This window comes from Blastococcus sp. LR1, assembly GCF_020166105.1.
Classification (GTDB): Bacteria; Actinomycetota; Actinomycetes; order Mycobacteriales; family Geodermatophilaceae; genus Blastococcus.
The window spans coordinates 346,498-370,280 of sequence record NZ_JAIUJY010000004.1 but is presented as its reverse complement, the minus strand read 5'-3'; the positions used below and the strand labels follow the sequence as shown (position 1 = coordinate 370,280).

The following is a 23,783-nucleotide window of genomic DNA, read 5'->3' as shown; positions in this document are numbered from 1 at the left end:
GATCAGCGTAGTTCGGCAGCGCCGTAGGCTTGCCCCTCGTGGGGAAGCGGCTGAACCTGGTGCCGGCCGCCGAGCTCTCCGACGACGACGTCCGCGCCGCCCTGGACGGCGAGCGCCCGCTGGCGGTCCTCCCCGCCGGCCCTCCGGCAGTCGTCGACGCCGCCCGCGCGGTGCTCCGCTCCGACGAGCCGCTGGAGCCGGGCACCGACCTCGTCGTCGTCACCTCCGGCTCCACCGGTGGCGGCCGCGGCGTGCTGCTCTCCGCCGATGCGCTGCGCGCCTCGGGGTCGGCCACCCTCGACCGGATCGGCGGCCCCGGCAGCTGGCTGCTGGCCCTGCCCGTCTCCGCCATCGCCGGCCTCCAGGTGATCTGCCGGGCGCTGCTCGCCGGGCGCACGCCGACCCGGCTCACCGGCACGCTCACCGAGGCCGTCGCCCGCATGCCGGACGGCGACCGCCGCTACACCTCGATGGTCCCCACCCAGCTCCGCCGCTGGCTGGACACCGAGCCCGACGCGCTGCGCGCCTTCGACGCGATCCTGGTCGGCGGCGCGGCGACCGACCCGGCGGTCCTCGACCGCGCCCGGGCCGAGGGGGTCGCCGTCGTCACCACGTACGGGATGACCGAGACCGCGGGCGGCTGCGTCTACGACGGGCGGCCGCTCGACGGCGTGCGGGTCCAGATCGCGGACGGGCCCGCAGGACCCGGCGGTGGAGGCGTGGAGCTGGCCGGGCCGACGCTCGCGCACGGCTACCGCGGCGACCCCGAGGGCACTGCGGCGGCATTCGCCGACGGCTGGTTCCGCACCCGGGACGCCGGCACGCTCGAGGACGGCCGGCTCACCGTGCACGGCAGGCTGGACGACGTCGTCATCTCCGGCGGGGTGAACGTCGCCCCCGCCGCGGTCGAGGCCGTGCTGCGCGAGCACCCGGCCGTCGCCGACGCCGTCGTCTTCGGGCGGACCGATCCGGAATGGGGGCAGCGGGTCGTCGCCGCCGTCGTCCCGGCGACCGGGAGCACGCCGGAGCTGACCGAGCTGCGCGCCTGGACGGCCGACCGGCTCGGCGCGGCGGCGGCCCTCCGGGAGCTGCACCTGGTCGAGGCCGTTCCCACCCTGCACACCGGCAAGCCCGACCGCCGCGCCGTCGCGGCCCGCACCCCGGAGGTCTGATGGCCACCCCCGCCCAGTGGCTGGCCGGCGCCCGCCCCCGCACGCTCCCCGCGGCGCTCGCCCCCGTCCTCGTGGGCACCGGCGCCGCCGTCGCGCTCGACGGGTTCCGGCTCGGCCCGGCACTGCTCGCGCTGCTGGTGGCCCTCGCGCTGCAGGTGGGCGTGAACTACGCCAACGACTACTCCGACGGCAAGCGCGGCACCGACGCCGACCGCGTCGGCCCCATGCGGCTGGTCGGCTCCGGCGCGGCACCGGCTTCGCAGGTGCTCGTCGCGGCGCTGCTCTCCTTCGGCGTCGCCGGCGTCTCCGGGCTCGGGCTGGCGGCGCTGTCGAGCTGGTGGCTGGTTCTCGTCGGCGCGGTGTGCATCGCCGCGGCCTGGACGTACACCGGCGGCCCGCTGCCCTACGGCTACCGGGCGCTGGGCGAGGTGTTCGTCTTCGTCTTCTTCGGGCCGGTCGCCGTCGTGGGTACGACCTACGTGCAGACGCGGAGCGTCGAGGGCCTGGCCTGGGCGGTGTCCGTGCCGATCGGGCTGCTGATCGTGGCGATCCTGGTCGTCAACAACCTGCGCGACCTGGCCGGCGACGCCGAGGTCGGCAAGCGCACGCTCGCCGTGCTGCTCGGCGACCGGGCGACCCGGTACCTGTTCGTCGGCCTCTTCGTCGTCGCCTTCGCGGTGATCGCGGCCGTCGGCATCGAGCGGCCCTGGGCGCTGCTCGGCCTGCTGGCCGCGCCGCTGGCCGTGCCGCCGTCGCGGACCGTGCTGAGCGGCGGGCGCGGGCCGCAGCTCATCGCGGCGCTGGGGGCGACCGGCAAGGTCACGCTGGCCACCGGCGTCCTGCTGGGCGCCGGGCTGGCGCTCAGCTGAACCCGCCTCGGCCGAGGGTCAGCGCTCGCCGCCGCTGAGCCGGTCGCGCAGGTCCTCCTTGGCCGCCCGCTTCTCGTCGGACCGGGCGACGAGCGCCTCGGTCAGCCGGTCGCGCGAGGGGCGCAGCAGCAGGTACGACACCGGCATCGACAGCAGCAGGCCGAAGAGCAGCCCGGGGAAGCTGCCGAGACCGACCTGCCAGAGGATCAGCACCAGCAGCGCGGCGATGCCGAAGCGCCCGAACACGTAGATCAGCAGCCAGGGCAGCACCTTGGGCCGGGCGGCGGGCGCCCCAGGATTCGTCGGGTTGTTCTGCTCAGCCATGACGGCCCTCCCACTTGGTCGACAGGACGACCGTCGTCCGGGTGCGTGCCACCCCTCTGATCCGGTTCAACGCGTTGACGGTGGCCTCGAGTGCCGGGATGTCGGTCACTCGCACCTTGAGCACGTAGCCCTCGCTCCCGGCGACGCGCCAGCAGTCCTCGATGCCCGGGACCTCGCGCATCGCGGCCTCCAGGCCGGTGTCGTCCACCGAGTCGCTCTCGATGACACCGATCAGCGCCGTGACGTCGAGGCCCACGGAGCCCGGGTCGACGTCGGCGCGGTAGCCGGTGATGACGCCGGCCGTCTCCAGCTTGCCCACCCGCTCGTGCACCGCCGGCGAGGAGAGGCCCACCTGGCGGGCGAGCTCGGCGTAGCTGGCGCGGCCGTTGGCGCGCAGCAGGTCGATCAGCTGCCGGTCCACGGCGTCGATGGAGCTCTCCGTCCTCGCGTCGCGAGCGGGCTGCGCCCGATCGTCGCCCCCCAGTATCCCCGGCGCACGTACGCTGGAGTTCGACGAGGGGGTGGGACCGTGGTGTTCCTGGTTGTGCTCGTGGCAGCGGTGGTCGTGCTGCTGGTGGTGGTCCGTGCCGCAGCGAACTCGGGTGACCCGAGCCGCGGCTCCGGCCGCCCGCGACGGGCTCCGCGCCCGCCGCAGGGCCGTGCGCGTCCGCTCGCACCGGACGACGATCCGGAGTTCCTCCGCGAACTGGGCCGTCAGGTCCGCAGGGACGACGGCTCCCCCGCCTAGCGGTTCAGGCGGCCGACGCCCCGAAGATCCGTCGCCAGCCGCGGCGCGGTCGGGCGTCGTCCTCGGGCACGGCGGCCGAGTCCTCGGTCCCGTTCCCGGATCCCCCGCCGGGCCAGCCCAGCCCGCCGTCGCCGGGTTCGGGTGACTCGGGCGCGGTCGGCCAGCCGAGACCGCCCTCGCCGGACGACGCCTGATCGATGCCGTGGTGCGCACCCGTGCCCGCTGCCGGGCGCTGCGCGAGAGCGGCCGCCACGAGCGGGTCCGCCGAGGCGCCGTCGGCCGCGGTGTGCCTACCCATGCCGCACCACCGCGGCGATCCGTCCACGCTTCGCGCACTCCATGGGGGCATGGAAGCACGGACGTCGGACATGGTGACCGGTCCCTGGCGCGCTTTTCGCCCGGATGGGGTGGCGCGCTTTTCGCCCGGACGGGGTGGCGCGCTCCTCGCCCGGACGGGGTGCCGCGGCACCAGCCCGGACGAGCGGAGGTCAGTCCAGACCGGCGTAGCTGTGCAGCCCGGTGGAGACCATGTTGACGAACGTCAGGTTGAAGATCATGACGGCCAGGCCGACGACGTTGACCCACGCCGCCGGGCGCCCGCGCCAGCCTGCCGTCGTGCGGGCGTGCAGGTAGGCCGCGTAGACGACCCAGGCCACGAAGGACCAGGTCTCCTTCGGGTCCCATCCCCAGAACCGGCCCCAGGCGGCTTCGGCCCAGATGGCGCCGGCGATGACCGCGAAGGTCCAGATCGGGAAGCCGAAGACCGCCGTGCGGTGCGCCAGGCGGTCGAGCGCGGCGGCCGAGGGCAGCCGGGAGACGAAGCCGGTGCCCGACTCGGCGCCCGGCCGCGACCGCACCAGGTACAGGACGCTGGCGATGCCGCTGACCATGAAGATGCCGAAGCCCAGGATGGCGGCGGTCACGTGGATGGCCAGCCAGTAGGACCGCAGGGCCGCGACGACCGGGGCGGCCTCGGTGTAGAGGCCCAGCCCGATCGCGACGAGGCTGAGGATCACCGGGGCCATCATGAAGACGCCGATGTGCCGCAGGCCCGGCGACCGCACGGCGAACGCGACGAAGGCGACCACGGCGACGAGCACGACCGCGGTCGCGAACTCGTACATGTTGCCCCAGGGCAGCCGGTCGGCGGCCAGGCCCCGGGTGAGCAGGACACCCGCGTGCGTGAGCGCTCCCAGCACCGTCACGCCGAGGGCCACGAGGCCCCAACGGTTGCCACGGGCGGTCTCCGCCGGAACCTCCGGGGCAGCCGGACGGTCGGCCAGCGCGACGCCACCACCGCCACCCGCGGCGGCGCCCACGGACTCCTGGGCCCGCTCCCGGCGGCGGCCGAAGGCCAGCTCCGCGCAGAAGGCGACCAGGGCCAGCGAGTAGAGCGCGACGCTCACGGAGAAGAGGGTGTTCGACAGCTCGGCGAGCGAGGAGTCAGTCACGCGGGGAGACCTCCGGGTCGGACGGTGCGGTGCGGGACGCGGCCTCGGTGAGCGCTCCCTGGAGTTCGTCGGACAGCGCGGTGAACCGCGATCCGCTCTCGCCGCCACCGCGGGTGAGCGAGGCCAGCGTCAGGACGGTACCGCCCCTCCCTGGGAGCGGCTCGGCACGGGCGAAGACCCGTTCCCGGCGCAGCAGGAGCAGGCCGAGGAGCCCGCCGAGCAGCGCGATCGACGCCGCCAGCACCCACAGCTGGCCGGGGTCGTGCGAGTACTGCAGCGCAGCGAACTCCTTGTAGCCGCTGAAGGTGACGCGGGTGCCGTCGGGCAGCTCCAGCGACTCCCCCACTGACAGGTTCGCCGCCCCGACCTCGGTGAGCCGGCCGCGCTCGATCTGGCTCTGGTCCAGCGAGTACACCGACTGCGGCAGGCCCGAGTCCAGGCCGAGGTAGCCGCGGTAGGCGATGACCGCGACCTGCGGGGCGAGCGGACGCGGGTCGACCGAGGTGAGCACGCCGCCCTGCATCAGCCCGGTGGGGGCGAAGAAGCCCTCCAGGGCGAGCTGGTCGTCCTGGCCGGCACCGAGGTCGGGAAGCTTCAGTGCGCCCTCGCTGGCCAGCGTCCGCTGGTCGGTGGGGAGGAACGGCGCCGAGACGTCGGTGAAGGCGGTGCCGTCGGGCAGCTCCACGGAGAACGTCGGGCTGAAGCCGTGGCCGGTGACGTAGACGCGGTCGCCGTCGATGCGCAGCGGCTCGTTGACGCCGATCGTCGTCTTCCGCTCCTCGCCCTGCGGATCGCCGTAGCGGATGTCGGCGGTGAACGACGAGGCGGTGAGGTTCTCCTCGTACTCGGCCCGGAACTGGTCCAGGTCGACGCACATGGAGCTGAGGTCGCCGGAATCGACCAGCGGGCCCTGCGAGTAGGTGTCGTACTGCTGGAACGAGTTGCAGAAGCCCTGCCCCTCGGTGACCAGGATGCTGCCCTCGTAGCCCCACATCTTCCCGCCGGCGAGCCCCAGCAGGAGCGCGAGCAGCGAGAGGTGGAACAGCAGGTTCCCGGTCTCCTTGAGGTAGCCCTTCTCCGCCGACACCTCGGGGCCGCGCACGCCGTCGCGGCGGACGACGCGGAAGCGGCGAACCCGCAGCTCCTCCTCGATCGCGTCGAGGGCGGCAGCGGGCTCCAGCGGGCTCTCCAGCCGGCCGGAGTCGGGCAGCCGCAGCAGGTTCCGCGGCGCCGCCGGCGGTGGGGTGCGGAGCGACCGGAAGTGCTCGGCGGCGCGGGGCAGCACGCATCCGATGAGGGAGATGAACAGCAGCAGGTAGATCGCGGCGAACCACGGCGAGCTGAAGACGTCGAACAGGTACAGGTCGTCCAGCACCGGCGCGAGGTCCGGGTGGTCGGCGAAGTAGCCGTTGACGTTGGTCTGAGACAGCGAGCGCTGGGGCAGCAGCGAGCCGGGGACCGCCGCCAGCGCCAGCAGGAACAGCAGGATGATCGCGGTGCGCATCGCGGTGAGCCGGCGCCACGACCGCAGCAGGAACCCGCCGACCCGGCGACCGGCCGAGGGCTTCGACTGCGGCGAGGGCGGGGTCGCCGGCCGCGCGGGGGCCGCGGTGCTCACAGCGACGTCTCCAGGAACCCGGCCGAGGCCAGCCACGAGCGCAGCCACTCCATCATCTCGGTCCACGCGCCGGTGACCAGGAGCAGGCCGACGACGACGAGCACGGCGCCGCCGAACCGGGTGACCGCCTGCGCGTGCCGCCGGAGGAACGTCGTCGCGCCCACGGCCCAGCGGGCGCCCAGCGCGACCAGCACGAACGGCACCCCGAGCCCCAGGCAGTAGGCGAGGCCGAGGATCGCGCCGCGGCCGGCGGTCGCCTCGGCGAAGGCGAGGTTCTGCACGGCGGCCAGCGTCGGGCCGAGGCACGGCGTCCACCCCAGGCCGAAGACGACGCCGAGCAGGGGTGCACCGGCCAGGCCGACGGAGGGCCGCATGCTCAGCCGCTTGGTGCGCTGGAGGAGCGGCAGCCAGCCGAGGAAGCCCAGGCCGACGAGGACCGTGACCACGCCCATGACCCGGGTGATGGTCTCGTTGTGCACGAGCAGCAGCCGCCCCAGTCCGCCGAACGCGGTGCTGATCGCCACGAAGACAGCGGTGAACCCGAGGACGAAGAGCACCGAGCCGAGCACCATGCGCCCGCGCGGCGAGCGCTCGTCGACCCGGACCGCCGTCGCGGTGGCCCCGGCCATGGCACCGGCGGGGGCAGCCGGCGCGGTCTCCCGGGCCCCTGCCCCGACCAGGCCGGCGACGTAGGAGAGGTAGCCGGGCACCAGCGGCAGCACGCAGGGCGAGGCGAAGCTGATCAGTCCGACCAGCGCGGCGACGGCAGCCGCGACGAGCAGCGGGCCGTCGGTGACCAGGCCGGCGAAGGTCTCCCCCACGTCAGGCCCCTTCCGCCAGCACGAGGTCCAGGGTGCTGCGCAGGTCCTCCTGCGACACCTCCGCGGTGTAGACGGCGGCGACCCGCCCCTCGCGGTCGAGCACGATGGTCGACGGGATCGCGGTCGCCGGGTAGTCCCGGAAAGCGAGGGCCACCTCGCCGCGGGGGTCGTAGACCGACGGGAACTCGATGCCGAACTTCTCGACGAAGGCGACCGCGAACTGGTCGCTGGTCTCCTTCACGTTGATGCCCACGAACTCCACGCCCTCGTCGCGGACGTCGGCGTAGACCTCCTGGAACTCCGGCGTCTCCACCCGGCAGGGCGGGCACCAGGAGCCCCAGAAGTTGAGCACGGCGACGTCGCCGTCGAGCTCGGTGGAGACGAACTCCCCGCCGCCCAGCAGCGTGCCGGAGAACTCCGGGGCCGAGGCCCGCTCCTCGGGGGGGATCACCTCCCCGCGCGGGGTGCCCGCGACGTAGCGGAACTGCCCACCGTTGTTGACGTCGACGGCGTCGGCTCCGGTGGAGCAGCCGGTGAGCAGGACCCCGGCCAGCAGGGCGAGTGCGGCTCTCCTCATGCCCCTGGCACCGCATCCGGATCGGTGGCGCCGGCGGGCTCGGCGTAGGAGATGCCGCGCAGCCGGTCGCCGTCGTAGGTGATCGACGTGACGCTTGCCAGCGCGCACTCCCGGCGCCGCGGGTCGTGCAGGTACCGCCGGCCCTCGAGGTGCAGCCGGGTCGTCCAGATCGGCAGCTGGTGGCTGACCAGCACGGCCTCGTGCCCGCGGGCGGCGTCACGGGCGGCCTCGACCGCGGCGATCATCCGCGCGGCGATCTCCACGTAGGGCTCGCCCCACGACGGCTGGAAGGGGTTGCGCAGCTTCCACCAGTTGCGCGGGGCGCGGAACACCCCGGCGCCGCCGGCGACGGCCATGCCCTCGAACGCGTTCCCGGCCTCGATGGTCCGCTCGTCGAGCGTCACCTCCAGGCCGGTGGCCTCGGCCAGCGGCCGGGCGGTCTGCTGCGCCCGCTCCAGCGGGCTGGACACGACATGGGTGACGTCGTGACCGGCGAACCAGGCGGCGGCGCGCTCGGCCATCCCCTCACCGGCGGTGGAGAGCCGGAAGCCGGGCAGCCGGCCGTAGAGGACCCCGCCGGGGTTGTGCACCTCGCCGTGGCGGAGCAGGTGCACGGTGGTCTGCTCGCTCACGAGCTCACCTCGGAGAGGTCCTGGTCGGCCGGCTGCCCGTCGCCGGAGACCGCGGCGGCGGCCCGGGCGGCCGCGGGCAGCGCCTCGAGCACGCGGTCGAGGGCCTCGCCGCCGAGCTGCGCGTTGACGAACCACGACTCGAACGCCGACGGCGGCAGGTAGACGCCGCGCGCGAGCAGCGCGTGGAAGAAGGCGGTGTAGCGGGCGACGTCCTGGGTCCTCGCGTCGTCGTAGTTCCGCACCTGGCGCTCATCGGGCACGAAGAAGATCGAGAACATGTTGCCGGCCGTCTGCACGCGGTGCGGCACGCCGGCGGCGAAGAGCGCGGCGGAGGCGGCCCCGCGGAGCACGGCCGAGACCTCGTCGCAGTGCGCGTAGACCTCGTCGGTGCAGTTCCGCAGCGTGGCCAGCCCGGCGGCCACCGCGACCGGGTTCCCGGACAGCGTGCCGGCCTGGTAGACCGGCCCGCTCGGCGCGAGGTGCGCCATCAGGTCCGCGCGACCACCGAAGGCGGCGGCGGGCAGCCCGCCGCCCATGACCTTGCCGAAGGTCATGAGGTCGGCCTCGACCGGGTCCAGGCCGTACCAACCGGACCGGGAGACGCGGAAGCCGGTCATGACCTCGTCCAGGATCAGCAGCGCGCCGTGCGCGGCGGTGATCCGGCGCAGTTCGGCGTTGAAGCCCTCCAGCGGGGGGACGACGCCCATGTTGCCGGCGGCCGCCTCGCTGATGACCGCGGCGATCTGCGAGCCCTTCTCGGCGAAGACCGCCTCGACCGCGGCGACGTCGTTGTAGGGCAGCACGATCGTGTCGGCGGCCGCACCGGTGGTCACGCCGGGGGTGTCGGGCAGGCCCAGGGTGGCGACGCCGGAGCCCGCGGAGGCGAGCAGCGCGTCGACGTGGCCGTGGTAGTTGCCGGCGAACTTCACCAGGAGCGGCCGGCCGGTGGCGCCGCGCGCCAGCCGGACGGCGGACAGCACCGCCTCGGTGCCGGAGTTGACCAGCCGTACCCGCTCGACCGGGGCGACCCGGGCGCGGATCTCCTCGGCCAGCTCCAGCTCGCCCTCCGTGGGGGCACCGAAGGACAGCCCGCGGCGGGCGGCTGAGGCGACGGCGTCGACGACGGCGGGGTGCGCGTGGCCCAGGAGCATCGGCCCCCAGGAGCTGACCAGGTCCACGTACCGGCGGCCGTCGGCGTCGGTGATCCAGGGGCCGGAGGCCTCCACCATGAACCGCGGCGTGCCGCCGACGGCCTGGAACGCGCGGACCGGGGAGTTCACGCCGCCGGGGGTGATCTCCTGGCCACGGGCGAAGAGGCCGGCCGACACCGGCGCCTCGTAGGGGAAGGGCGAGCTGTCCGGCGAGGTCACGGTTCCAGTGTCCCCTTCGCGGTGAGCAACGCTGCCCGCAGGGCGTCCGGGTCCCGTGTGGGAACGAGCACGGTCCGCCCGTCCGCCAGCTTCAGCGGCAACCCGGTGCTCCCCTTCGGGATCGACCAGGCGCCGCCGAGCACCGGGGCGCCCGCGTCGACCCCCGACTCGAGCGCCCGCAGGTGGTCGGCGTCGACCTCGGTCAGCGCCACCCGCTCGCGGCCGACGCTCAGCGTGCTCCCGTCGCCGGCCCCCTCGACGCGCACCGTGAAGAGCCGGCGCCCGGCCAGACTGCCGGAGGTCGAGATGACGACCACCACGGCCAGCGCGGCCCAGGCGAACAACGGCAGGTCCGGCCCGGGGAGCACCAGCTCGAGGACGACGCACAGCGCCGCGAACCCGCCGGCGACCCACGCCGGACGCCAGGAGCCACCCCGCTCGACGTAGCCCTCCCCCGGCGCGGTCATCGGGTCAGCCGCGGGCGAGCAGCCGGGCGGCCTCGACGGCCCAGTAGGTGAGCACCTGGCCGGCCCCGGCCCGCCGGATGGCGGTGAGGGTCTCCAGGATGGCGCGCTCGCGATCGATCCAGCCGTTGGCGGCGGCCGCCTCGACCATCGCGTACTCGCCGCTGACCTGGTACGCGCTCACCGGCACCTGCACCGCGTCGGCGACCTGGCGGACGATGTCGAGGTAGGGCAACGCCGGCTTGACCATGACGGCGTCGGCACCCTCGGCGAGGTCCTGCGCCACCTCGCGCAGCGCCTCGTCGGCGTTGGGCGGGTCCATCTGGTACGTCGACCGGTCACCGAACTGCGGAGCACCCTCGGCCGCCTCGCGGAACGGGCCGTAGAAGCCCGACGCGTACTTGGCGGCGTAGGCCAGGATCGGCACCTCGGTGAAGGCGGCGCTGTCCAGGCCCGCGCGGATGGCGGCGACCTGGCCGTCCATCATCCCGCTGGGGGCGACCAGGTGGGCGCCTGCCCGGGCCTGCGCGATGGCCACCGCGGCGTACCGGTCCAGCGTCGGGTCGTTGTCGACCACGCCGGCCGGCGTGACGATCCCGCAGTGCCCGTGGTCGGTGTACTCGCACAGGCACAGGTCGGCCATGAGCACGAGCTCGTCACCCAGGTCGGCCCGCAGGTTCTGCAGCGCCTTGTTCACCACGCCGTCGGCGGCGTCGGCCTGGGACCCCACGGGGTCCTTCTCCGACGGGATGCCGAAGAGCATCAGCCCGCCGATCCCGGCCTCGGCCGCCTCGGCGGCCGCCTTCCGGAGCGAGCCGTGCGAGTGCTGGACGACGCCGGGCATCGAGCCGATCGGGACCGGCGAGTCGATGCCCTCCTTGACGAAGACCGGCAGCACCAGGTCGGCCGGAGCCACCCGGGTCTGCGCGGTCAGCCGCCGGAGCGCGGGCGTCGACCGCAGCCGGCGCCCGCGCGCGAAGCCACGACTCGCCCCGCCCGCCCCAGCGCCGTCGGCACTCACTTGCCCTCGTCCTCCGCCGCCTCGCGCAGCGACAGCGCGTACTCCGCCAGCGCGTCGACCAGCGGCGCGACGGCCGCCGTCTCCGGCTGGACGTCCACCCGCAGGCCGAACTCCTGGGCGCTGGCGGCGGTGGCGGGGCCGATCACCGCGACGACGGTCTTGGCGTGCGGCTTGCCGGCGATGCCGACCAGGTTGCGGACGGTGCTGGACGAGGTGAAGCACACCGCGTCGAACCCGCCGCCCTTGATCGCCTCGCGGACCGTCGCGGCCGGCGGGGCCGCCCGGACGGTGCGGTAGGCGGTGACGTCGTCGATCTCCCAGCCGCGCTCGACCAGGCCGGCGGCGAGGGTCTCGGTCGCGATGTCGGCCCGGGGCAGCAGCACCCGGTTGATCGGGTCGAGGACGTCGTCGTACTCCGGGAAGTCGGCCAGCAGGCCGTTGCTGGACTGCTCGCCGGAGGGCACCAGCTCGGGCACGATGCCGAAGTCGCGGACCGCCTGGGCGGTCTGCTCGCCGACGCAGGCGACCTTGACACCGGCGAAGGCGCGGGCGTCCAGGCCGAGCTCGACGAACTTCTCGCGGACGGCGCGCACCGCGTTCACCGAGGTGAAGACGATCCAGCCGTAGCGGCCGGTGACCAGGCCCTTGATGGCGCGGTCCATCTGCGCGGGGCTGCGGGGCGGCTCGACGGCGATCGTCGGCACCTCGACCGGCACGGCGCCGTAGGCGCGCAGCCGGTCGCTCATGTCGCCGGCCTGGTCCTTGGTGCGCGGCACCAGGACCCGCCAGCCGAACAGCGGCCGGCTCTCCCACCAGGACATGCGGGCGCGCTTGTCGACGACCGAGCCGATCGTGGCGACGACGGCTCCGCTGAGCGGGTCGAGGCCGGCGGTCTTCTCCGCCACGGCGGCGAGCTTGGCGACGACGCTCTTCTGGCCGGTGCCCGAGCCGCCGAGGGTGACGACGACCGGCGTGCTGCCGGACAGGCCGCCCTCGATCAGCCGCGCGGCGGCGTCCGGGAGCTCCTCGGCCGTGCCCTGCAGGACCAGCGTCCCGCCGGTCGCCGCGGTGGCGCCGGCCAGGGCGGTGAGGTCGACGCCGCTGCGCAGGTCGGCGCTCACGCTGGTGCTGCCCATGGCGACACCGGCGAAGGCCGGGACCGCGGTCGACGGCGCGACGCCGGGCACGACGTCGAAGGGGATCGAGGTCCGGGCGACCGAGAGGACCTCCTTGATCACCTCGTCGGAGGTGTAGGGGTCACCGACGACCAGCCGGACGACGACCGAGCCGTTCTTCGCGGCGGCGACGGCGCCCTTGGCGATGTCGGCGGGCTCGCCGGAGACCGGCGTGAGCTCGGTGTCCGGGTTCGCCTCGCGGACGGCGTCCTGGAGGGGCGCTGCCACGTCGGGGTCGACGAGCACCACGGCAGCCTCCGCCAGCGCTGCGGTCGCGCGGGCGGTGAGCATGCCGGGGTCACCGGGTCCGGCTCCGACGAACACGACCCGGCCCGACTGGCCTGTGGTCTTGCGGAAGCGCGTCATCGCGTGCTCCTGATCCTGGCCCGAATTGCTCGGGCGTCTGTCATGGCCCGGGTGCGGGCCGTTGCGGGGGTCTGGGTGGGCGGCACGGGGCCGAGCGCTGCGGCGGCGGTCATCCGCTCACCGCCATGAGCTCGGTCGCGCCGCGGTCGAGCAGGTCTGCGGCCAGCGCGCGGCCGAGTGCGGCGGCGTCGGCCAGCGGGCCGGTCAGCGAGCCGCGGACGCCGTCGCTGCCGTCGATCGCGGTCACCGAGGCACGGAGGAAGAGCTCGAGGCCCTGCTCCCCCTCGGCGACCTCGGCGTAGGCGGCCACCGGCGCGCTGCAGCCGGCCTCGAGCGCGGCCAGGGTGGCGCGCTCGGCCACGACGCAGGCACGCGTCGTGGCGTCCTCGAGCCGGCCGAGCAGCTCCCGCGTGCGGGCGTCGCTGGTCCGGCACTCCACGGCGAGCGCACCCTGCGCGGGGGCGGGCAGCACCTGGAGGGGGTCGAGGGTCTCGGTGATCTGCGCGAGGCGGCCGATCCGGCTGAGCCCGGCGCGGGCCAGGACGACGGCGTCGAGGTCGCCCGGGCCGTCGCCGGCGCCGGAGACGCGGCCGAGCCTGGTGTCGACGTTGCCGCGGATCGGCACGATCTCCAGTCCCAGTCCGAGCGCCCGCAGCTGGGCGACCCGGCGCGGGGCGCCGGTGCCGATGCGGGATCCGGCCGGCAGCTCGCCGAGCGTGAGCCCGTCCCGGGCCACCAGCGCGTCGCGCGGGTCCTCGCGGGCGGGCACCGCGGCGAGGATCAGCCCCGGCTCGGGCGCCGTGGGCAGGTCCTTGTAGCTGTGCACGGCGAGATCCACCTCGCCGGACAGCAGGGCATGCCGGATCGCGGCGACGAAGACGCCGGTGCCGCCGAGCTGGGCGATCGCGGCCGAGGAGCGGTCGCCCTCGGTGCTGATCAGGACCAGCTCCACCGGCACACCGGTGGCCGCGGTGATGGCGTCGGCGACGGTCTGCGACTGGGTCCGGGCGAGCTGGCTGGCGCGCGTGCCCAGCCGCAACGGCACACCGCGGACCGCGCTCGCGGACGGCACTCCCTGCAGCTCGGTGGCGGTCATGCCGCGTCACCGGGCCGCTCGGGGTCGGCGGTCACGGCGTCGGCCAGGCGTCCGGCGCCCGGCGTCACGTCGGCGTCGATGCCCAGGCCGAACAGCGCCCGCAGCGCGCCCGCGTAGTCGGTGCCGCCGGGGGTGGCGGCCAGTTCCTTCACCCGCACGGTCGGCTCGTGCAGCAGCTTGTCGACCACCCGGCGGACGGTCCGGGTGATCTCGGACCGGGCGCGGGCGTCGAGGTCGGGCAGCCGGCCGGCCAGGCGCAGCAGCTCCGCGTCGACCACCTCGGCGGCCTGCGAGCGCAGCGCGGAGACGGTCGGGGCGACCTCCGCTGCACGGCGCTCGGCCCGCAGCAGCGCGGTCTCGGCCTCGATCATGGCGCGGGCGCTGTTGATGTCGTCGAGCGCCACGGGACCGTCGCCGTCGACGCCCCGCTCGCCCTGCAGCAGCGCGAGGTCGACCACGTGCACGCCGGGCAGCGCGGCCACGGCGGGGTCGACGTCCCGGGGCAGTGCCAGGTCCACGACGACCAGCGGGCGGTCCTCGCGACCGATCCCGCTCCTGGACGACATCGCGGTGGCCACCAGGTCGGTGCCGACGACGAGCCCGGTGGCGCCGGTGCAGGTGAGCAGCACGTCGGCGGCGGCCAGCTCCTCGGCCATCCGGTCCAGCGGGGCCGCGCGGCCACCGATGGTCTCGGCGAGCCGGGCGGCGGAGGCCTCGGTCCGGCTGCTGACGACGACGTCGGCGCCGCGGCGGGCCAGCGTGGTGGCGGCCAGCGCACCCATCGAGCCGGCGCCGACGACGAGCACCGGGCGCCCGACGAGGCTGCCGATCCGGTCCTCGGCGCGGTCGAGGGCGACCGACACCAGTGAGGCGCCGGCCTTGTCGATGCCGGTCTCGGAGTGCACGCGCTTGCCCACGCGCAGCGCCCGCTGGGCCACCGGGTGCAGTTCGCGGCCGACCGTGCCCTCGTCGCGGGCCAGGGCGTAGGCGGCGCGCAGCTGACCGAGCACCTGGGTCTCGCCGACGACCATCGAGTCCAGGCCCGCGGCCACCGTGAAGAGGTGCTCGACGGCCTGGTCCTCGTAGTGGACGGTCACGTACGGGGAGAGCTCCTCCACCGAGGCGCCCGCCTGGCGGGCGAGCACCCGGCCGACGTCGGTGACGCCGCCGTGGAAGCGGTCGACCTCGGCGAACACCTCGATGCGGTTGCACGTGGCCAGCACGAGGGCCTCGCTGACGTGGTCGCTGCCGACGAGCTCGTGCAGGAACTTCACCCGCTCGTCGGGGCCGATCGCGAACTGCTCGAGCAGCGCGACCGGAGCGGTCTGGTGGCTGACGCCCACCGCGAGCAGGCTCACGCGGTCACCTCCGCCGCGCGGGCGGTGCGCTGCTGGCCGAGGAAGGCCAGCACCTGCAGCTCCACGGAGAGGTCGACCGGGCGCACGTCGACGCCCGGAGGAGGCGTGAGGGTCACGGGGGCGAAGTTCAAGATGCTCCTCACCCCGGCCGCGGCCAGCCGGTCGCAGACCGACTGGGCGACGTCGGCCGGTGTCGCGATGACGCCGATGGCCGCGTCGGTCGCCGTCACGGTGGACTCCAGCTCGCTGATGGGCTGCACCGTCAGGCCGCCGATCTCCCGGCCCACCTGGGCCGGGGAGGCGTCGAAGAGGCCGACGAAGCGGAATCCCCGACTGCCGAAGCCCGCGTAGTCGGCCAGCGCGGTGCCCAGGTTGCCGATGCCGACGAGCACGCAGGCGCGCGACTGCTCGGCGCCGAGCACGTGGGCGATCCGCTCGCGGAGCGCGCTGACCTCGTAGCCGACCCCGCGGACGCCGCACGAGCCGAGGTGCGAGAGGTCCTTGCGCAGCCCGGCCGGGTTGACACCGGCTGCGGAGGCGAGTTCACCGGATGAGACCGTGGTCCGGCCACCGTCGGCGAGACCGCTCAGCACCCGCAGGTACACGGCGAGACGAGCGACGGTGGCCTCCGGGATCGTCCGGGGCCGTGGCTGGATCACGGGGCTCTCCACAGCGGTCGCACCCGGAACCCCCGGCGGGCGCCGGGTGCGGGTCTACGACATCGGGACGCGAGCAGCAGCTGCGCTCGCGTCCGCCACGGTAGCCGCTTGTGAACGCAGGAACAAAGTCGCCGAGGGGGCGACGGCCGCCTGACCAGGCCGAATGCGGACGGTTGTGGTGGAGACCACCGTAACCGCAGGTCAGCGGCCACCCGGACGGGGGGAACGGACCCCCTGCAGGGCCCGCTACAGACCCAGGTCCCTCCGGAGGCGGGGGACGTCGAGGGTGAAGTACGCGTGCTCGCGGCCGTCGAGCAGCAGCACCGGCACCCGGTCGCCGTACTCGGCCTGCAGCTCCGGATCGGTGTCCACGTCGACGTCGTGCACCGCCAGCCCCGCGGCGGCGGCGATCGGGGCCAGCTGCTCGGCCGCGGTCAGGCAGAGGTGGCAGCCCGCCCGGCCGAGGAGCTGCAGCCGCGGCTCAGCCACCGGCCGGCACCGCGTCGTCCACGTCCGCGCCGGTCAGTCCCAGCTCGCGCAGCCGGGCCCGGCTGACCTTGCCGGTGAGCGAGTGCGGCAGCGAGGACAGGAAGTGCACCGACGTCGGCACCTTGTAGCGGGCCAGCGACTGCCCCGCGAAGGTCTGCAGCTCCTCCACGGTGAGCGTCTGCCCGGGCACGAGGACGACGACCGCGCGCACGGCCGCACCCGTCCGGGGATCGGGCACCCCGATCACGGCGCTCTCCACGAGGGCGGGGTGCTGGTCGAGCACCCGCTCCACCTCGGCCGGGTAGACGTTGAAGCCGCTCACCAGGATCAGGTCGCTGCGCCGGTCGACCAGGTGCAGGTCGCCGTCGGCGTCGCGGTAGGCGAGGTCGCCGGTCCCGAGCCATCCGTCGGCGTCCGGGCCGTCGACGCCGTCGGGCCAGTAGCCGGAGAACAGGTTCGGGCCGCGCACCCAGATCTCGCCCGGCCCCTCGTCGGAGTCGCCGCCGTCGTCCTCGCCGGTTCCGCTCTCCTCGTCGGGGAGGTCGACGGTGACCGCGCCGATCGAGGCCGTGTCGCGCAGCACGAGCTCCAGTCCCGGGACCGCTCCGCCGATGCAGGCCGGCTTGGCGCGTCCGGTGGCCAGGGTGCTCGCCACGACCGGCGCGGCCTCGGTGAGCCCGTAGCCCTCCCAGACGGTCACCGCGGCACGGTCGCGCATGGCCCGCCAGACGTCCTCGGGCAGCGGCGCGGCGCCCGCGGAGGCGACCCGGACCGCGGCGAAGGCGCGACGCAGGTCGGCGTCGCTGCCCGTGGCGTCGGCCACGGCGAGCCAGGCCTGGTACATCGGCGGCGCTCCGGGGACCGCGGTGATCTGCTCACCGGCCATCAGCGCCAGGGACGCCTGGGGATCGAAGGTCTCCTCGAGGACCGCGCAGGCGCCGGTGGCGGCGACCAGCCCGAAGCCGGCGTTGAGCCCGTAGACGTGGAACAGCGGCAGCACCAGCAGCACGCGGTCGTCGCTGCGCACCGGAGGCGGGCTCATCGCCAGGCACTGCTCCTGGTTGGCGCGCAGCGCGCCCGCGGTGAGCATCGCTCCGCGCGGGCGGCCGGTCGTTCCGCTCGTGTAGCAGAGGAAGGCCAGCGCCGAGGGGTCGTCCGCGACCGGGTCGGCGGGGCCCTCGCCCTCCGGCGGCCCCGGGCACACCTGGACGCCCGCCAGCGAGTCCCGGGCGGCGGAGGTGACCAGCAGCTGCGCCCCGGAGTCGGTGAGCACGTGCTCCAGCTCCGGATCGGTGTAGGCGGTGTTCACCGGGACGACGGTGAGCCCGGCGCGCAGTGCGCCGAGCACCGCGCGCAGCCAGGGCAGCCCGTTGGGCAGCTGGACGGCGACCCGGGCTCCGGCGGTCAGGCCCCGCGCTGCGTACCCGGCGGCGACGCGGTCGGCGGCGGCGTCCAGCTCGCCCCAGGTCAGCCGCTCGTCCCCGGCCACCACGGCCGGGGCGCCGGGGTCGCGGAGCGCGGCGGCGCGGACCAGGGCGGCCAGCGAGATGCCTGCGTCGGACACGGGTTCTCCTGTCGTCGGGGAGCGGCTACCGGGCACCGGCGGACGCTCGAGAGGGGCGTCCGGCAAGCCTGGCGTGGACGAGCACGGGCGATGTTGTCACCATGGGGCTTGCGCCGCAGCCCACGCACGCCCTCCCGGGGCGTTCGGGGCGACGAGACGGTCCAGGCACGGCGGGCCGACGAGGAGGTCGAACGCCCGCATGCCCCATCCCCTGGACGCCGAGCGGTCGGCCGGTCTCCCCGCGCCGCGGCGGCCCCGCCCGACGCCCTTTCCGCGCCCGAGTGCGGAGGTCCTGGCCGACGAGCACCCAGTCAACGAGCCCGACGGCGTTCCGGTGACGGCCGACGACGCGGAGCTCTCCGAGACCGCCGCGCCGGCCGTCGACGCCGAGCTCCCCGAGACGTCCGACGGCGTGCCGGTGGAGGTGCCGGCGACCTCCGAGCTGCCGGCGGAGGTCGCGGACGAGATCGCCGCGGTGGAGGCCGAGGCGGCCACCGCCGACGTCTGGGGCTGGGTCCGGGCCGCCCAGGCCGGCGACGCCGAGGCGTTCGGCCGGCTCTACGACCACTACGTGACCCTCGTCCACCGGTACGCCTACCACCGGGTCGGGGACCGGGCGACGGCCGAGGACGTCACGAGCGAGACGTTCGTGCGGGCGCTGCGCCGCATCGACTCGCTGTCGTTCCAGGGCCGCGACGTCGGCGCCTGGCTGGTCACGATCGCGCGCAACATCATCCGCGACCAGGTGAAGAGCAGCCGGTTCCGCCTCGAGGTGAGCACCGCCGACATGCGGGACGCCGACCGGGTCACCGACGGACCCGAGGACGCCGTCCTGCAGTACCTCACGAACCAGCAACTGCTGGCGTGCGTGCAACAGCTGGGGAGCGAGCAGCAGGAGTGCATCGTGCTGCGCTTCCTGCACGGTCTGTCCGTGTCCGAGACTGCCGAGATCATGGGGAAGAAGGACGGCGCCATCAAGGCGCTCCAGCACCGGGCGGTCCGGCGGCTGGCGGGGCTGCTGCCCGAGGGCCTGCGGTGAATTACGTCGGGCTCCGGCGTAACCGCGGAGCCCCGCCGGTCGTTGTCCTCCTGGAGCGGTCCGCCAGTGGTGGCGGGACCCGGACGGACAGGACAGGAGGCCGCAGGTGATCCGGCACGACGACGGCACGTCGGCCTCCGGCCCGGTCTCCGCGGACGACCGCGAGGCCGCGGTCGTCGCGCGCCTGCAGGCGCTCTCCGCCGGGCTCGACGACGGGCCCGACCCGCAGTACCGGGCCCGCGCCCGGGCACGGCTGGTCGCGATGGCCGCCGTCCGCACTCCGGAGCCCGCGCCCCGTCCCCTCGTCTCGCGCCTGCTCGCCGCTCGGGCGGACGACCGGCCGCCGTCGCGCTGGCGCGGACGGCTGACCGCCGGGCTCGCCGGCGCCGCCGTCGGCGTCACCGGACTGGCCGCGCTGGTGGCCGTCGCCGCCGGTGCGCAGCCGGGCGACGCCCTCTACGACCTCAAGCGCGGCACGGAGCAGACCCAGCTGGCGCTCGCCGGCGAGAGCCGCGGCCAGACGCTGCTCGAATTGGCCAGCACCCGCCTGGACGAGCTGCGCACGGTGACCGGTGACGCGGAACTGGTGGAGCAGACCCTGCGCACCATGGACCGGCAGACCACCGAGGGCGCCGCGCTGCTCACCTCCCGCGCGGTCTCGGCCCGCGATGCCGTCGTCCTCGGTCACCTCGGCGACTGGGCCGAGCAGCAGTCCTCCGGCCTCACCAGCGTCGGCCCGGACGTGCCCGCGGACGCCGCCCCCGCCCTGGCCGAGTCGGTGGACCTGCTCCGCGCGCTGACCACGCGCACCGCGGGGCTGTCGACCGCGCTGCGCTGCCCCGAGGGCCCGGTCACGGTCGGTGAGGACGACCTGGGCCCGGTGCCCGGTCTCTGCGCCGCCGAGGAGCCGCCGGCCGGCACCGACGAGCTCCCCGCACCGCCCCCTGTCGCGACCGGACCGTCCGCTCCGTCCGCCGTCCCGACCGCACCGGTCCCGCCGGCGCCCGTGCCGGGAGCTCCCGGCACCGAGGCCGGACCGACCGGCGCGGTCCCCGCTCCGGGCCCGGGCGGGCTGCCCACCACCGTGACGCCGCCGCCCGGCGGCCCGCTGCCGGTGCCGGAGCTGCCCCTTCCCGGGGCTCCGAACGGTGCGACCGGCCGGCCCACGCCACCTCCGGCCGTCGCCGTTCCGCTGCCCGGCCCCATCCGGATCTGCCTGCCGCCCCTGGCGACCATCGGGAACTGCTGACTCCGCTCCTGTTGTGACCCGGCGGTACGGCTAGGGTCGCAGGAGTCGGGATCGGACGCCGCCAGACGAGTGCAGGAGGTCGTTGTGCCGCGATGGACGGTGCGAGGCCGCGGAGGACGACCGGTCGTCGAGGCCGACGAGGACACCCGCGCGCACGTCGCCGGAGCCGCGTCCGCGGCGGCCGCAGAGGTGGCCGCGCCGCCCGTGCGGGAGCCCGACCTCACGGGTGCCGCGTTCTTCGACGTCGACAACACGATGATGATGGGCGCCTCGCTCTTCTGGTTCGCCCGTGGACTGGCCGCCCGCAAGTACTTCTCCACCCGCGACATGGCCGGCTTCATCTGGCAGCAGCTGAAGTTCCGCGTCGGCGGCACTGAGGGCAGCCCCGACGACATGCTCTCCATCCGGGAGAACGCGCTGGCCTTCGTCGCCGGCCGCGAGGTCGCCGAGATCACGCAGGCCGGCGAGGAGATCTACGACGAGCTCATGGCCGACCGCATCTGGTCGGGCACGCGGATCCTGGCGCAGAAGCACCTCGACGCCGGCCAGCGGGTCTGGCTGGTGACCGCCACGCCGGTCGAGCTGGCCTCGATCATCGCCCAGCGACTCGGGCTCACCGGTGCCCTCGGCACCGTCTCCGAGGTCGTCGACGGCCGCTACACCGGCCGGCTCGTCGGCGAGATGATGCACGGCCCCGCCAAGGCCGAGGCGGTGCTCGCCCTCGCCGAGCGCGAGGGGCTGGACCTCTCCCGCTGCACGGCCTACAGCGACTCGTCCAACGACCTGCCGATGCTGTCGCTCTGCGGCACCGCCGTCGCGGTCAACCCCGACACCGAGCTCCGGGCCGCCGCGAAGGCGCGCGGCTGGACGATCCGTGACTTCCGCACCGGACGCAAGGCCGCGAAGATCGGCGTGCCCACCGTGGCTGCCGCCGCGCTCTCCGGAGGCCTGGTCGGCGGCGCCATCGCCCTGCGGAGGCGCGACAAGCTCCCCTGGTGAAGCGCTGGAACGGCCCCCGGTGACGGGATGGAACGGCCCTCGTCAGAGGCCCGCGCCGAGCGGAGCGAGGCGTGGGGGGACGAGGGTCCTTTAACTGAAGACGGACCTGCGGCGGAGCAGCAGCTGGTACAGCGAGTGCTGGATCGTCTCGCGCACCTGGTCGGTCAGGTTGAAGACCAGCATCGGGTCCTCGGCCGCCGCCGGCCCGTAGGACGCCGTCTCGATCGGCTCGCCGAAGGCGATCAGCCACTTCGAGGGCAGCGGCACCAGCCCGAGCGGACCGAGGAGCGGGAACGTCGGCGTGATCGGGAAGTACGGCACCCCCAGCAGCCGGGCCGCGGTCTTCGCGTTCCCGATCATCGGGTAGATCTCCTCGGCGCCGACGATGGCGCACGGGATGATCGGCGCGCCGGTGCGCAGCGCCGCCGAGACGAAGCCACCGCGCCCGAAGCGCTGGAGGGTGTAGCGGTCGCGGAACGGCTTGCCGATGCCCTTGAAGCCCTCGGGGAAGACCCCGACCAGCTCGCCCTCGGTGAGCAGCCGCTCGGCGTCCTCGTTGCAGGCGAGGGTGGCGCCCAGCTTGCGGGCCATAGCACCCACCAGCGGGATGTCGAAGACCAGGTCGGCGCCGAGGAGACGGAACCGGCGGGAGGCCGGGTGCTCGTCGTGCAGGGCGACCGTGGTCATCAGCGCGTCGATCGGGATCGTGCCCGAGTGGTTGGCCACGACCAGCGCCCCGCTGTCGGCCGGCACGTTCTCCAGGCCGAAGGTCTCCACCCGGAACCACTTCTGGAAGAGCGGCCGCAGGATCGGCAGCAGCACGTGGTCGGCCAGGTCGGGGTCGAAGCCGAACTCGTCGGTCTCGTACTCCCCGGTGAGCCGGCGCTCCAGGAAGTCCAGCCCGCCGGCGACCTGGTCGTCCCAGGCGGGCGGCGCCGGCAGCGGGACGAAGGGCTCGTCGTCGTCCGGACGCAGCGGGATCACGCGGGCCTCAGGCATCGCGCACCGCCCGCAGCCCCGGCAGCGGCGGGGCCGGACGCAGTCGTCGCTCCACAGCGGCAGCGGTGTCGCCCGCCCGGTGCAGCAGCGAGGTGAGGCCGCCGGACACCGAACGGACCGTCTTCGGGTCGATCACCGGTGGGACGGTACGCGCGTAGTCGGCGAGTGCGGCGGCCGTCGAGTACCGCGGCGTGTAGCCGAACTCGGTGCGGAGCCTCGTGGTGTCCACGACCCGGCCGAAGTTCAGGAAGCGCATCTGCTCCGGGGAGTAGTCCACGAACCCGAAGCGACGGGAGAGCCGGCCGATCGATCCCAGGCTCGGCGACGGCAGCGGTACCTCGACGCGGCCCAGGCGCCGGATGGCCTGCGAGAGCAGCAGGGTCCCCTCGCCACCGACGTTGACCGTGCCGGCGAAGGGCCCGGTGGTGGCGCGGGTGAGCACGGCGAGCGCGTCGTCCTCGTGCAGCAGCTGGACGCGCGCGTCGTAGCCGAGCGCGGTCGGCACCAGCGGCATCCGGAGGAATCCGGTGAGCAGCGAGTCGATCCGCGGACCGATGAAGTTGGTGAACCGCAGGACCGCGACGTCGACGTCGGGACGGCGGCGGCCGAACGAGCGGACGTAGCCCTCGATGTCGACGCTGTCCTTGGCGAAACCGCCCGAGGGCACCTGGCGGGCCTGCATCGACTCGGTGAAGACGGCGGGATCCCGCGACGAGGCGCCGTAGACCGCGCTCGTGGACTTCAGGACGAACCGGCGCACCGACGGCGCGCGCTGGCAAGCCGCGAGCAGCTGCATCGTGCCGATGACGTTGAGTTCCTTCATCGGCACCCGCCCACCGGAGCCGGCGGGCGTGGAGCTGATGTTCATGTGCACCACGGTGTCGACCGACGCCGCCGCGATGACCTTGCCGATCAGCGGGTTGCGGATGTCGGCCCGCACGAACTCGGTGCGACCCAGCCGGCGGAGCATCGCCGGGGACGGCGGGACGGTGTCCACACCGATGACCCGCTCGATCGCCGGGTCTGCTGCGAGCTCGGCCGCCAGCGCACCACCCAGCCACCGGCTCACACCGGTGACGAGGACGACCGCGGGCGGCACGAGCGTCAGCTCACTTCTTGTTGCGACGCTGAACGCGCGTCTTCTTCAGCAGCTTGCGGTGCTTCTTCTTCGCCATCCGCTTGCGCCGCTTCTTGATGACCGAACCCACGTGGTGCTCCCGACGTCGACAGTGAACAGCTGAGCGCGACCGCCGGATGTCTCCGGCGTCGCTCGGCGACCGAGCGTACCCGAGGCCGCGCTACGACACTGTCGCCCTCCGGGCGACACCGCGGCCAGGTGCCGCCCCCGAGGGGCTCGGAGCCGTTTCGCCACGCCTGCGCGGACCCTCCGGGCCCACTCGGCGTGACACTGCAGAGCACTGCAGAGCACTGCATTCCGGCGACGTCGTTGTCGCCGTTTCCTTCTCTCAGGCGATGTCGGTGTAGGCGTCGCGCAGGTAGTCCTGCACGGCGCGCTCCGGCACGCGGAACGAGCGGCCGACGCGGACGGCGGAGAGCTCACCGGCGTGCACGAGGCGGTACACGGTCATCTTGGAGACCCGCATCATCGAGGCGACCTCGGCAACGGTCAGGAACGTGACGGCGGCGCGGGGGGCCGGCACCGAGGGGCGGCCGATCGGCATCGCGGCGGGGTGGGCGGCCGGCACCGGGCGGGCGACGGCGG

At 74.7% G+C, this 23,783-nt stretch carries 27 protein-coding genes; 6 read left to right on the top strand and 21 right to left on the bottom strand.

Going from position 1 to position 23,783, the window contains the following annotated elements; genetic code table 11:
• The first annotated feature begins 38 nt into the window (after positions 1-38).
• Positions 39-1,172 (top strand): o-succinylbenzoate--CoA ligase, encoded by a 1,134-nt coding sequence (gene menE, locus LBW97_RS13730; RefSeq protein WP_224499930.1) that lies wholly within the window; start codon positions 39-41, stop codon positions 1,170-1,172.
• The gene (locus LBW97_RS13725; protein ID WP_224499929.1) at positions 1,172-2,041 is read left to right on the top strand and encodes a 1,4-dihydroxy-2-naphthoate polyprenyltransferase; all 870 of its coding nucleotides are present in this window, start codon (positions 1,172-1,174) and stop codon (positions 2,039-2,041) included. Before menE ends, LBW97_RS13725 begins: the two co-directional genes overlap by 1 nt.
• An 18-nt stretch (positions 2,042-2,059) precedes the next feature.
• On the opposite strand, the gene LBW97_RS13720 is transcribed toward LBW97_RS13725, so the two are convergent.
• Both LBW97_RS13720 and LBW97_RS13715 read right to left on the bottom strand, forming a co-directional pair.
• Positions 2,060-2,365 carry a DUF4229 domain-containing protein gene (locus tag LBW97_RS13720; protein ID WP_224499928.1) on the bottom strand — a complete coding sequence of 102 codons (306 nt, stop codon included), beginning with the start codon at positions 2,363-2,365 and terminating at the stop codon, positions 2,060-2,062.
• The gene (locus LBW97_RS13715; protein ID WP_224499927.1) at positions 2,358-2,786 is read right to left on the bottom strand and encodes an Lrp/AsnC family transcriptional regulator; all 429 of its coding nucleotides are present in this window, start codon (positions 2,784-2,786) and stop codon (positions 2,358-2,360) included. Before LBW97_RS13715 ends, LBW97_RS13720 begins: the two co-directional genes overlap by 8 nt.
• A 108-nt stretch (positions 2,787-2,894) precedes the next feature.
• On the opposite strand from LBW97_RS13715, the gene LBW97_RS13710 reads away from it, so the two are divergent.
• Positions 2,895-3,113: a hypothetical protein gene (locus LBW97_RS13710; protein ID WP_224499926.1), complete on the top strand. Its 219-nt coding sequence runs from the start codon at positions 2,895-2,897 to the stop codon at positions 3,111-3,113.
• Positions 3,114-3,117: 4 nt separating this feature from the next.
• Here LBW97_RS13710 and LBW97_RS13705 read toward each other — a convergent pair whose 3' ends face one another.
• The 15 genes from LBW97_RS13705 to LBW97_RS13635 all read right to left on the bottom strand — a co-directional run bounded on the left by LBW97_RS13705 (position 3,118) and on the right by LBW97_RS13635 (position 17,774).
• Positions 3,118-3,411: a hypothetical protein gene (locus LBW97_RS13705; protein ID WP_224499925.1), complete on the bottom strand. Its 294-nt coding sequence runs from the start codon at positions 3,409-3,411 to the stop codon at positions 3,118-3,120.
• 190 nt (positions 3,412-3,601) lie between these two features.
• Positions 3,602-4,564 carry a c-type cytochrome biogenesis protein CcsB gene (gene ccsB, locus LBW97_RS13700; RefSeq protein ID WP_224499924.1) on the bottom strand — a complete coding sequence of 321 codons (963 nt, stop codon included), beginning with the start codon at positions 4,562-4,564 and terminating at the stop codon, positions 3,602-3,604.
• Positions 4,557-6,182, bottom strand: a complete 1,626-nt coding sequence (locus LBW97_RS13695; protein WP_224499923.1) for a cytochrome c biogenesis protein ResB — start codon at positions 6,180-6,182, stop codon at positions 4,557-4,559. The genes ccsB and LBW97_RS13695 overlap by 8 nt, the downstream gene beginning before the upstream one ends.
• Complete coding sequence (locus tag LBW97_RS13690; protein ID WP_224499922.1) at positions 6,179-7,003, bottom strand: cytochrome c biogenesis CcdA family protein; 825 nt, start codon at positions 7,001-7,003, stop codon at positions 6,179-6,181. The genes LBW97_RS13695 and LBW97_RS13690 overlap by 4 nt, the downstream gene beginning before the upstream one ends.
• Before the next feature lies 1 nt (position 7,004).
• Positions 7,005-7,580, bottom strand: coding sequence for a TlpA disulfide reductase family protein (locus tag LBW97_RS13685; RefSeq protein ID WP_224499921.1), 576 nt, complete (start codon positions 7,578-7,580; stop codon positions 7,005-7,007).
• On the bottom strand, positions 7,577-8,212 hold the full coding sequence (locus LBW97_RS13680; protein ID WP_224499920.1) for a histidine phosphatase family protein: 636 nt from the start codon (positions 8,210-8,212) through the stop codon (positions 7,577-7,579). Before LBW97_RS13680 ends, LBW97_RS13685 begins: the two co-directional genes overlap by 4 nt.
• Positions 8,209-9,582 (bottom strand): glutamate-1-semialdehyde 2,1-aminomutase, encoded by a 1,374-nt coding sequence (hemL, locus tag LBW97_RS13675; RefSeq protein WP_224499919.1) that lies wholly within the window; start codon positions 9,580-9,582, stop codon positions 8,209-8,211. The genes LBW97_RS13680 and hemL overlap by 4 nt, the downstream gene beginning before the upstream one ends.
• Positions 9,579-10,049 (bottom strand): hypothetical protein, encoded by a 471-nt coding sequence (locus LBW97_RS13670; protein ID WP_224499918.1) that lies wholly within the window; start codon positions 10,047-10,049, stop codon positions 9,579-9,581. Before LBW97_RS13670 ends, hemL begins: the two co-directional genes overlap by 4 nt.
• Before the next feature lie 4 nt (positions 10,050-10,053).
• Entirely contained in the window at positions 10,054-11,067 is a 1,014-nt protein-coding gene (hemB, locus tag LBW97_RS13665) for a porphobilinogen synthase (RefSeq protein WP_224499917.1), read from the bottom strand.
• Entirely contained in the window at positions 11,064-12,608 is a 1,545-nt protein-coding gene (locus tag LBW97_RS13660) for a uroporphyrinogen-III synthase (RefSeq protein ID WP_224499916.1), read from the bottom strand. Before LBW97_RS13660 ends, hemB begins: the two co-directional genes overlap by 4 nt.
• Positions 12,609-12,717: 109 nt before the next feature.
• Positions 12,718-13,704, bottom strand: a complete 987-nt coding sequence (gene hemC, locus LBW97_RS13655; RefSeq protein WP_224499915.1) for a hydroxymethylbilane synthase — start codon at positions 13,702-13,704, stop codon at positions 12,718-12,720.
• On the bottom strand, positions 13,701-15,062 hold the full coding sequence (locus tag LBW97_RS13650; protein WP_224499914.1) for a glutamyl-tRNA reductase: 1,362 nt from the start codon (positions 15,060-15,062) through the stop codon (positions 13,701-13,703). Before LBW97_RS13650 ends, hemC begins: the two co-directional genes overlap by 4 nt.
• Positions 15,059-15,721: a redox-sensing transcriptional repressor Rex gene (locus tag LBW97_RS13645; protein WP_224499913.1), complete on the bottom strand. Its 663-nt coding sequence runs from the start codon at positions 15,719-15,721 to the stop codon at positions 15,059-15,061. The genes LBW97_RS13650 and LBW97_RS13645 overlap by 4 nt, the downstream gene beginning before the upstream one ends.
• Positions 15,722-15,967: 246 nt before the next feature.
• Positions 15,968-16,210, bottom strand: coding sequence for a glutaredoxin family protein (locus LBW97_RS13640; protein WP_224499912.1), 243 nt, complete (start codon positions 16,208-16,210; stop codon positions 15,968-15,970).
• On the bottom strand, positions 16,203-17,774 hold the full coding sequence (locus LBW97_RS13635; RefSeq protein WP_224499911.1) for an AMP-binding protein: 1,572 nt from the start codon (positions 17,772-17,774) through the stop codon (positions 16,203-16,205). The genes LBW97_RS13640 and LBW97_RS13635 overlap by 8 nt, the downstream gene beginning before the upstream one ends.
• Positions 17,775-17,973: 199 nt before the next feature.
• Here LBW97_RS13635 and LBW97_RS13630 point away from each other — a divergent pair, with 199 nt between their 5' ends.
• The 3 genes from LBW97_RS13630 to LBW97_RS13620 all read left to right on the top strand — a co-directional run bounded on the left by LBW97_RS13630 (position 17,974) and on the right by LBW97_RS13620 (position 21,061).
• Positions 17,974-18,813, top strand: coding sequence for a sigma-70 family RNA polymerase sigma factor (locus tag LBW97_RS13630; RefSeq protein ID WP_224499910.1), 840 nt, complete (start codon positions 17,974-17,976; stop codon positions 18,811-18,813).
• Positions 18,814-18,919: 106 nt separating this feature from the next.
• Positions 18,920-20,062 (top strand): DUF5667 domain-containing protein, encoded by a 1,143-nt coding sequence (locus LBW97_RS20250; protein ID WP_308010472.1) that lies wholly within the window; start codon positions 18,920-18,922, stop codon positions 20,060-20,062.
• 84 nt (positions 20,063-20,146) lie between these two features.
• Entirely contained in the window at positions 20,147-21,061 is a 915-nt protein-coding gene (locus tag LBW97_RS13620) for an HAD family phosphatase (RefSeq protein ID WP_224499909.1), read from the top strand.
• A 90-nt stretch (positions 21,062-21,151) separates the two neighbouring features.
• On the opposite strand, the gene LBW97_RS13615 is transcribed toward LBW97_RS13620, so the two are convergent.
• The 4 genes from LBW97_RS13615 to LBW97_RS20630 all read right to left on the bottom strand — a co-directional run bounded on the left by LBW97_RS13615 (position 21,152) and on the right by LBW97_RS20630 (position 23,742).
• Positions 21,152-22,060: a lysophospholipid acyltransferase family protein gene (locus LBW97_RS13615; RefSeq protein WP_224499908.1), complete on the bottom strand. Its 909-nt coding sequence runs from the start codon at positions 22,058-22,060 to the stop codon at positions 21,152-21,154.
• Positions 22,053-23,159: an NAD-dependent epimerase/dehydratase family protein gene (locus LBW97_RS13610; protein ID WP_224499907.1), complete on the bottom strand. Its 1,107-nt coding sequence runs from the start codon at positions 23,157-23,159 to the stop codon at positions 22,053-22,055. Before LBW97_RS13610 ends, LBW97_RS13615 begins: the two co-directional genes overlap by 8 nt.
• Before the next feature lie 10 nt (positions 23,160-23,169).
• Positions 23,170-23,268, bottom strand: a complete 99-nt coding sequence (locus LBW97_RS13605; protein ID WP_012854759.1) for a 30S ribosomal protein bS22 — start codon at positions 23,266-23,268, stop codon at positions 23,170-23,172.
• 258 nt (positions 23,269-23,526) lie between these two features.
• Positions 23,527-23,742 (bottom strand): helix-turn-helix domain-containing protein, encoded by a 216-nt coding sequence (locus tag LBW97_RS20630; RefSeq protein WP_374490029.1) that lies wholly within the window; start codon positions 23,740-23,742, stop codon positions 23,527-23,529.
• Positions 23,743-23,783: the final 41 nt, after the last annotated feature.

Excerpts from the sequence above, each read along its gene's own strand:
- LBW97_RS13725 (WP_224499929.1), top strand. The coding sequence starts at position 1,172 with ATGGCCACCCCCGCCCAGTGGCTGGCCGGCGCCCGCCCCCGCACGCTC.
- LBW97_RS13720 (WP_224499928.1), bottom strand. The coding sequence starts at position 2,365 with ATGGCTGAGCAGAACAACCCGACGAATCCTGGGGCGCCCGCCGCCCGG.
- LBW97_RS13705 (WP_224499925.1), bottom strand. The coding sequence starts at position 3,411 with ATGGGTAGGCACACCGCGGCCGACGGCGCCTCGGCGGACCCGCTCGTG.
- LBW97_RS13685 (WP_224499921.1), bottom strand. The coding sequence starts at position 7,580 with ATGAGGAGAGCCGCACTCGCCCTGCTGGCCGGGGTCCTGCTCACCGGC.
- LBW97_RS13670 (WP_224499918.1), bottom strand. The coding sequence starts at position 10,049 with ATGACCGCGCCGGGGGAGGGCTACGTCGAGCGGGGTGGCTCCTGGCGT.
- LBW97_RS13660 (WP_224499916.1), bottom strand. The coding sequence starts at position 12,608 with ATGACGCGCTTCCGCAAGACCACAGGCCAGTCGGGCCGGGTCGTGTTC.
- hemC (WP_224499915.1), bottom strand. The coding sequence starts at position 13,704 with ATGACCGCCACCGAGCTGCAGGGAGTGCCGTCCGCGAGCGCGGTCCGC.
- LBW97_RS13630 (WP_224499910.1), top strand. The coding sequence starts at position 17,974 with ATGCCCCATCCCCTGGACGCCGAGCGGTCGGCCGGTCTCCCCGCGCCG.
- LBW97_RS13615 (WP_224499908.1), bottom strand. The coding sequence starts at position 22,060 with ATGCCTGAGGCCCGCGTGATCCCGCTGCGTCCGGACGACGACGAGCCC.
- LBW97_RS20630 (WP_374490029.1), bottom strand. The coding sequence starts at position 23,742 with ATGCCGATCGGCCGCCCCTCGGTGCCGGCCCCCCGCGCCGCCGTCACG.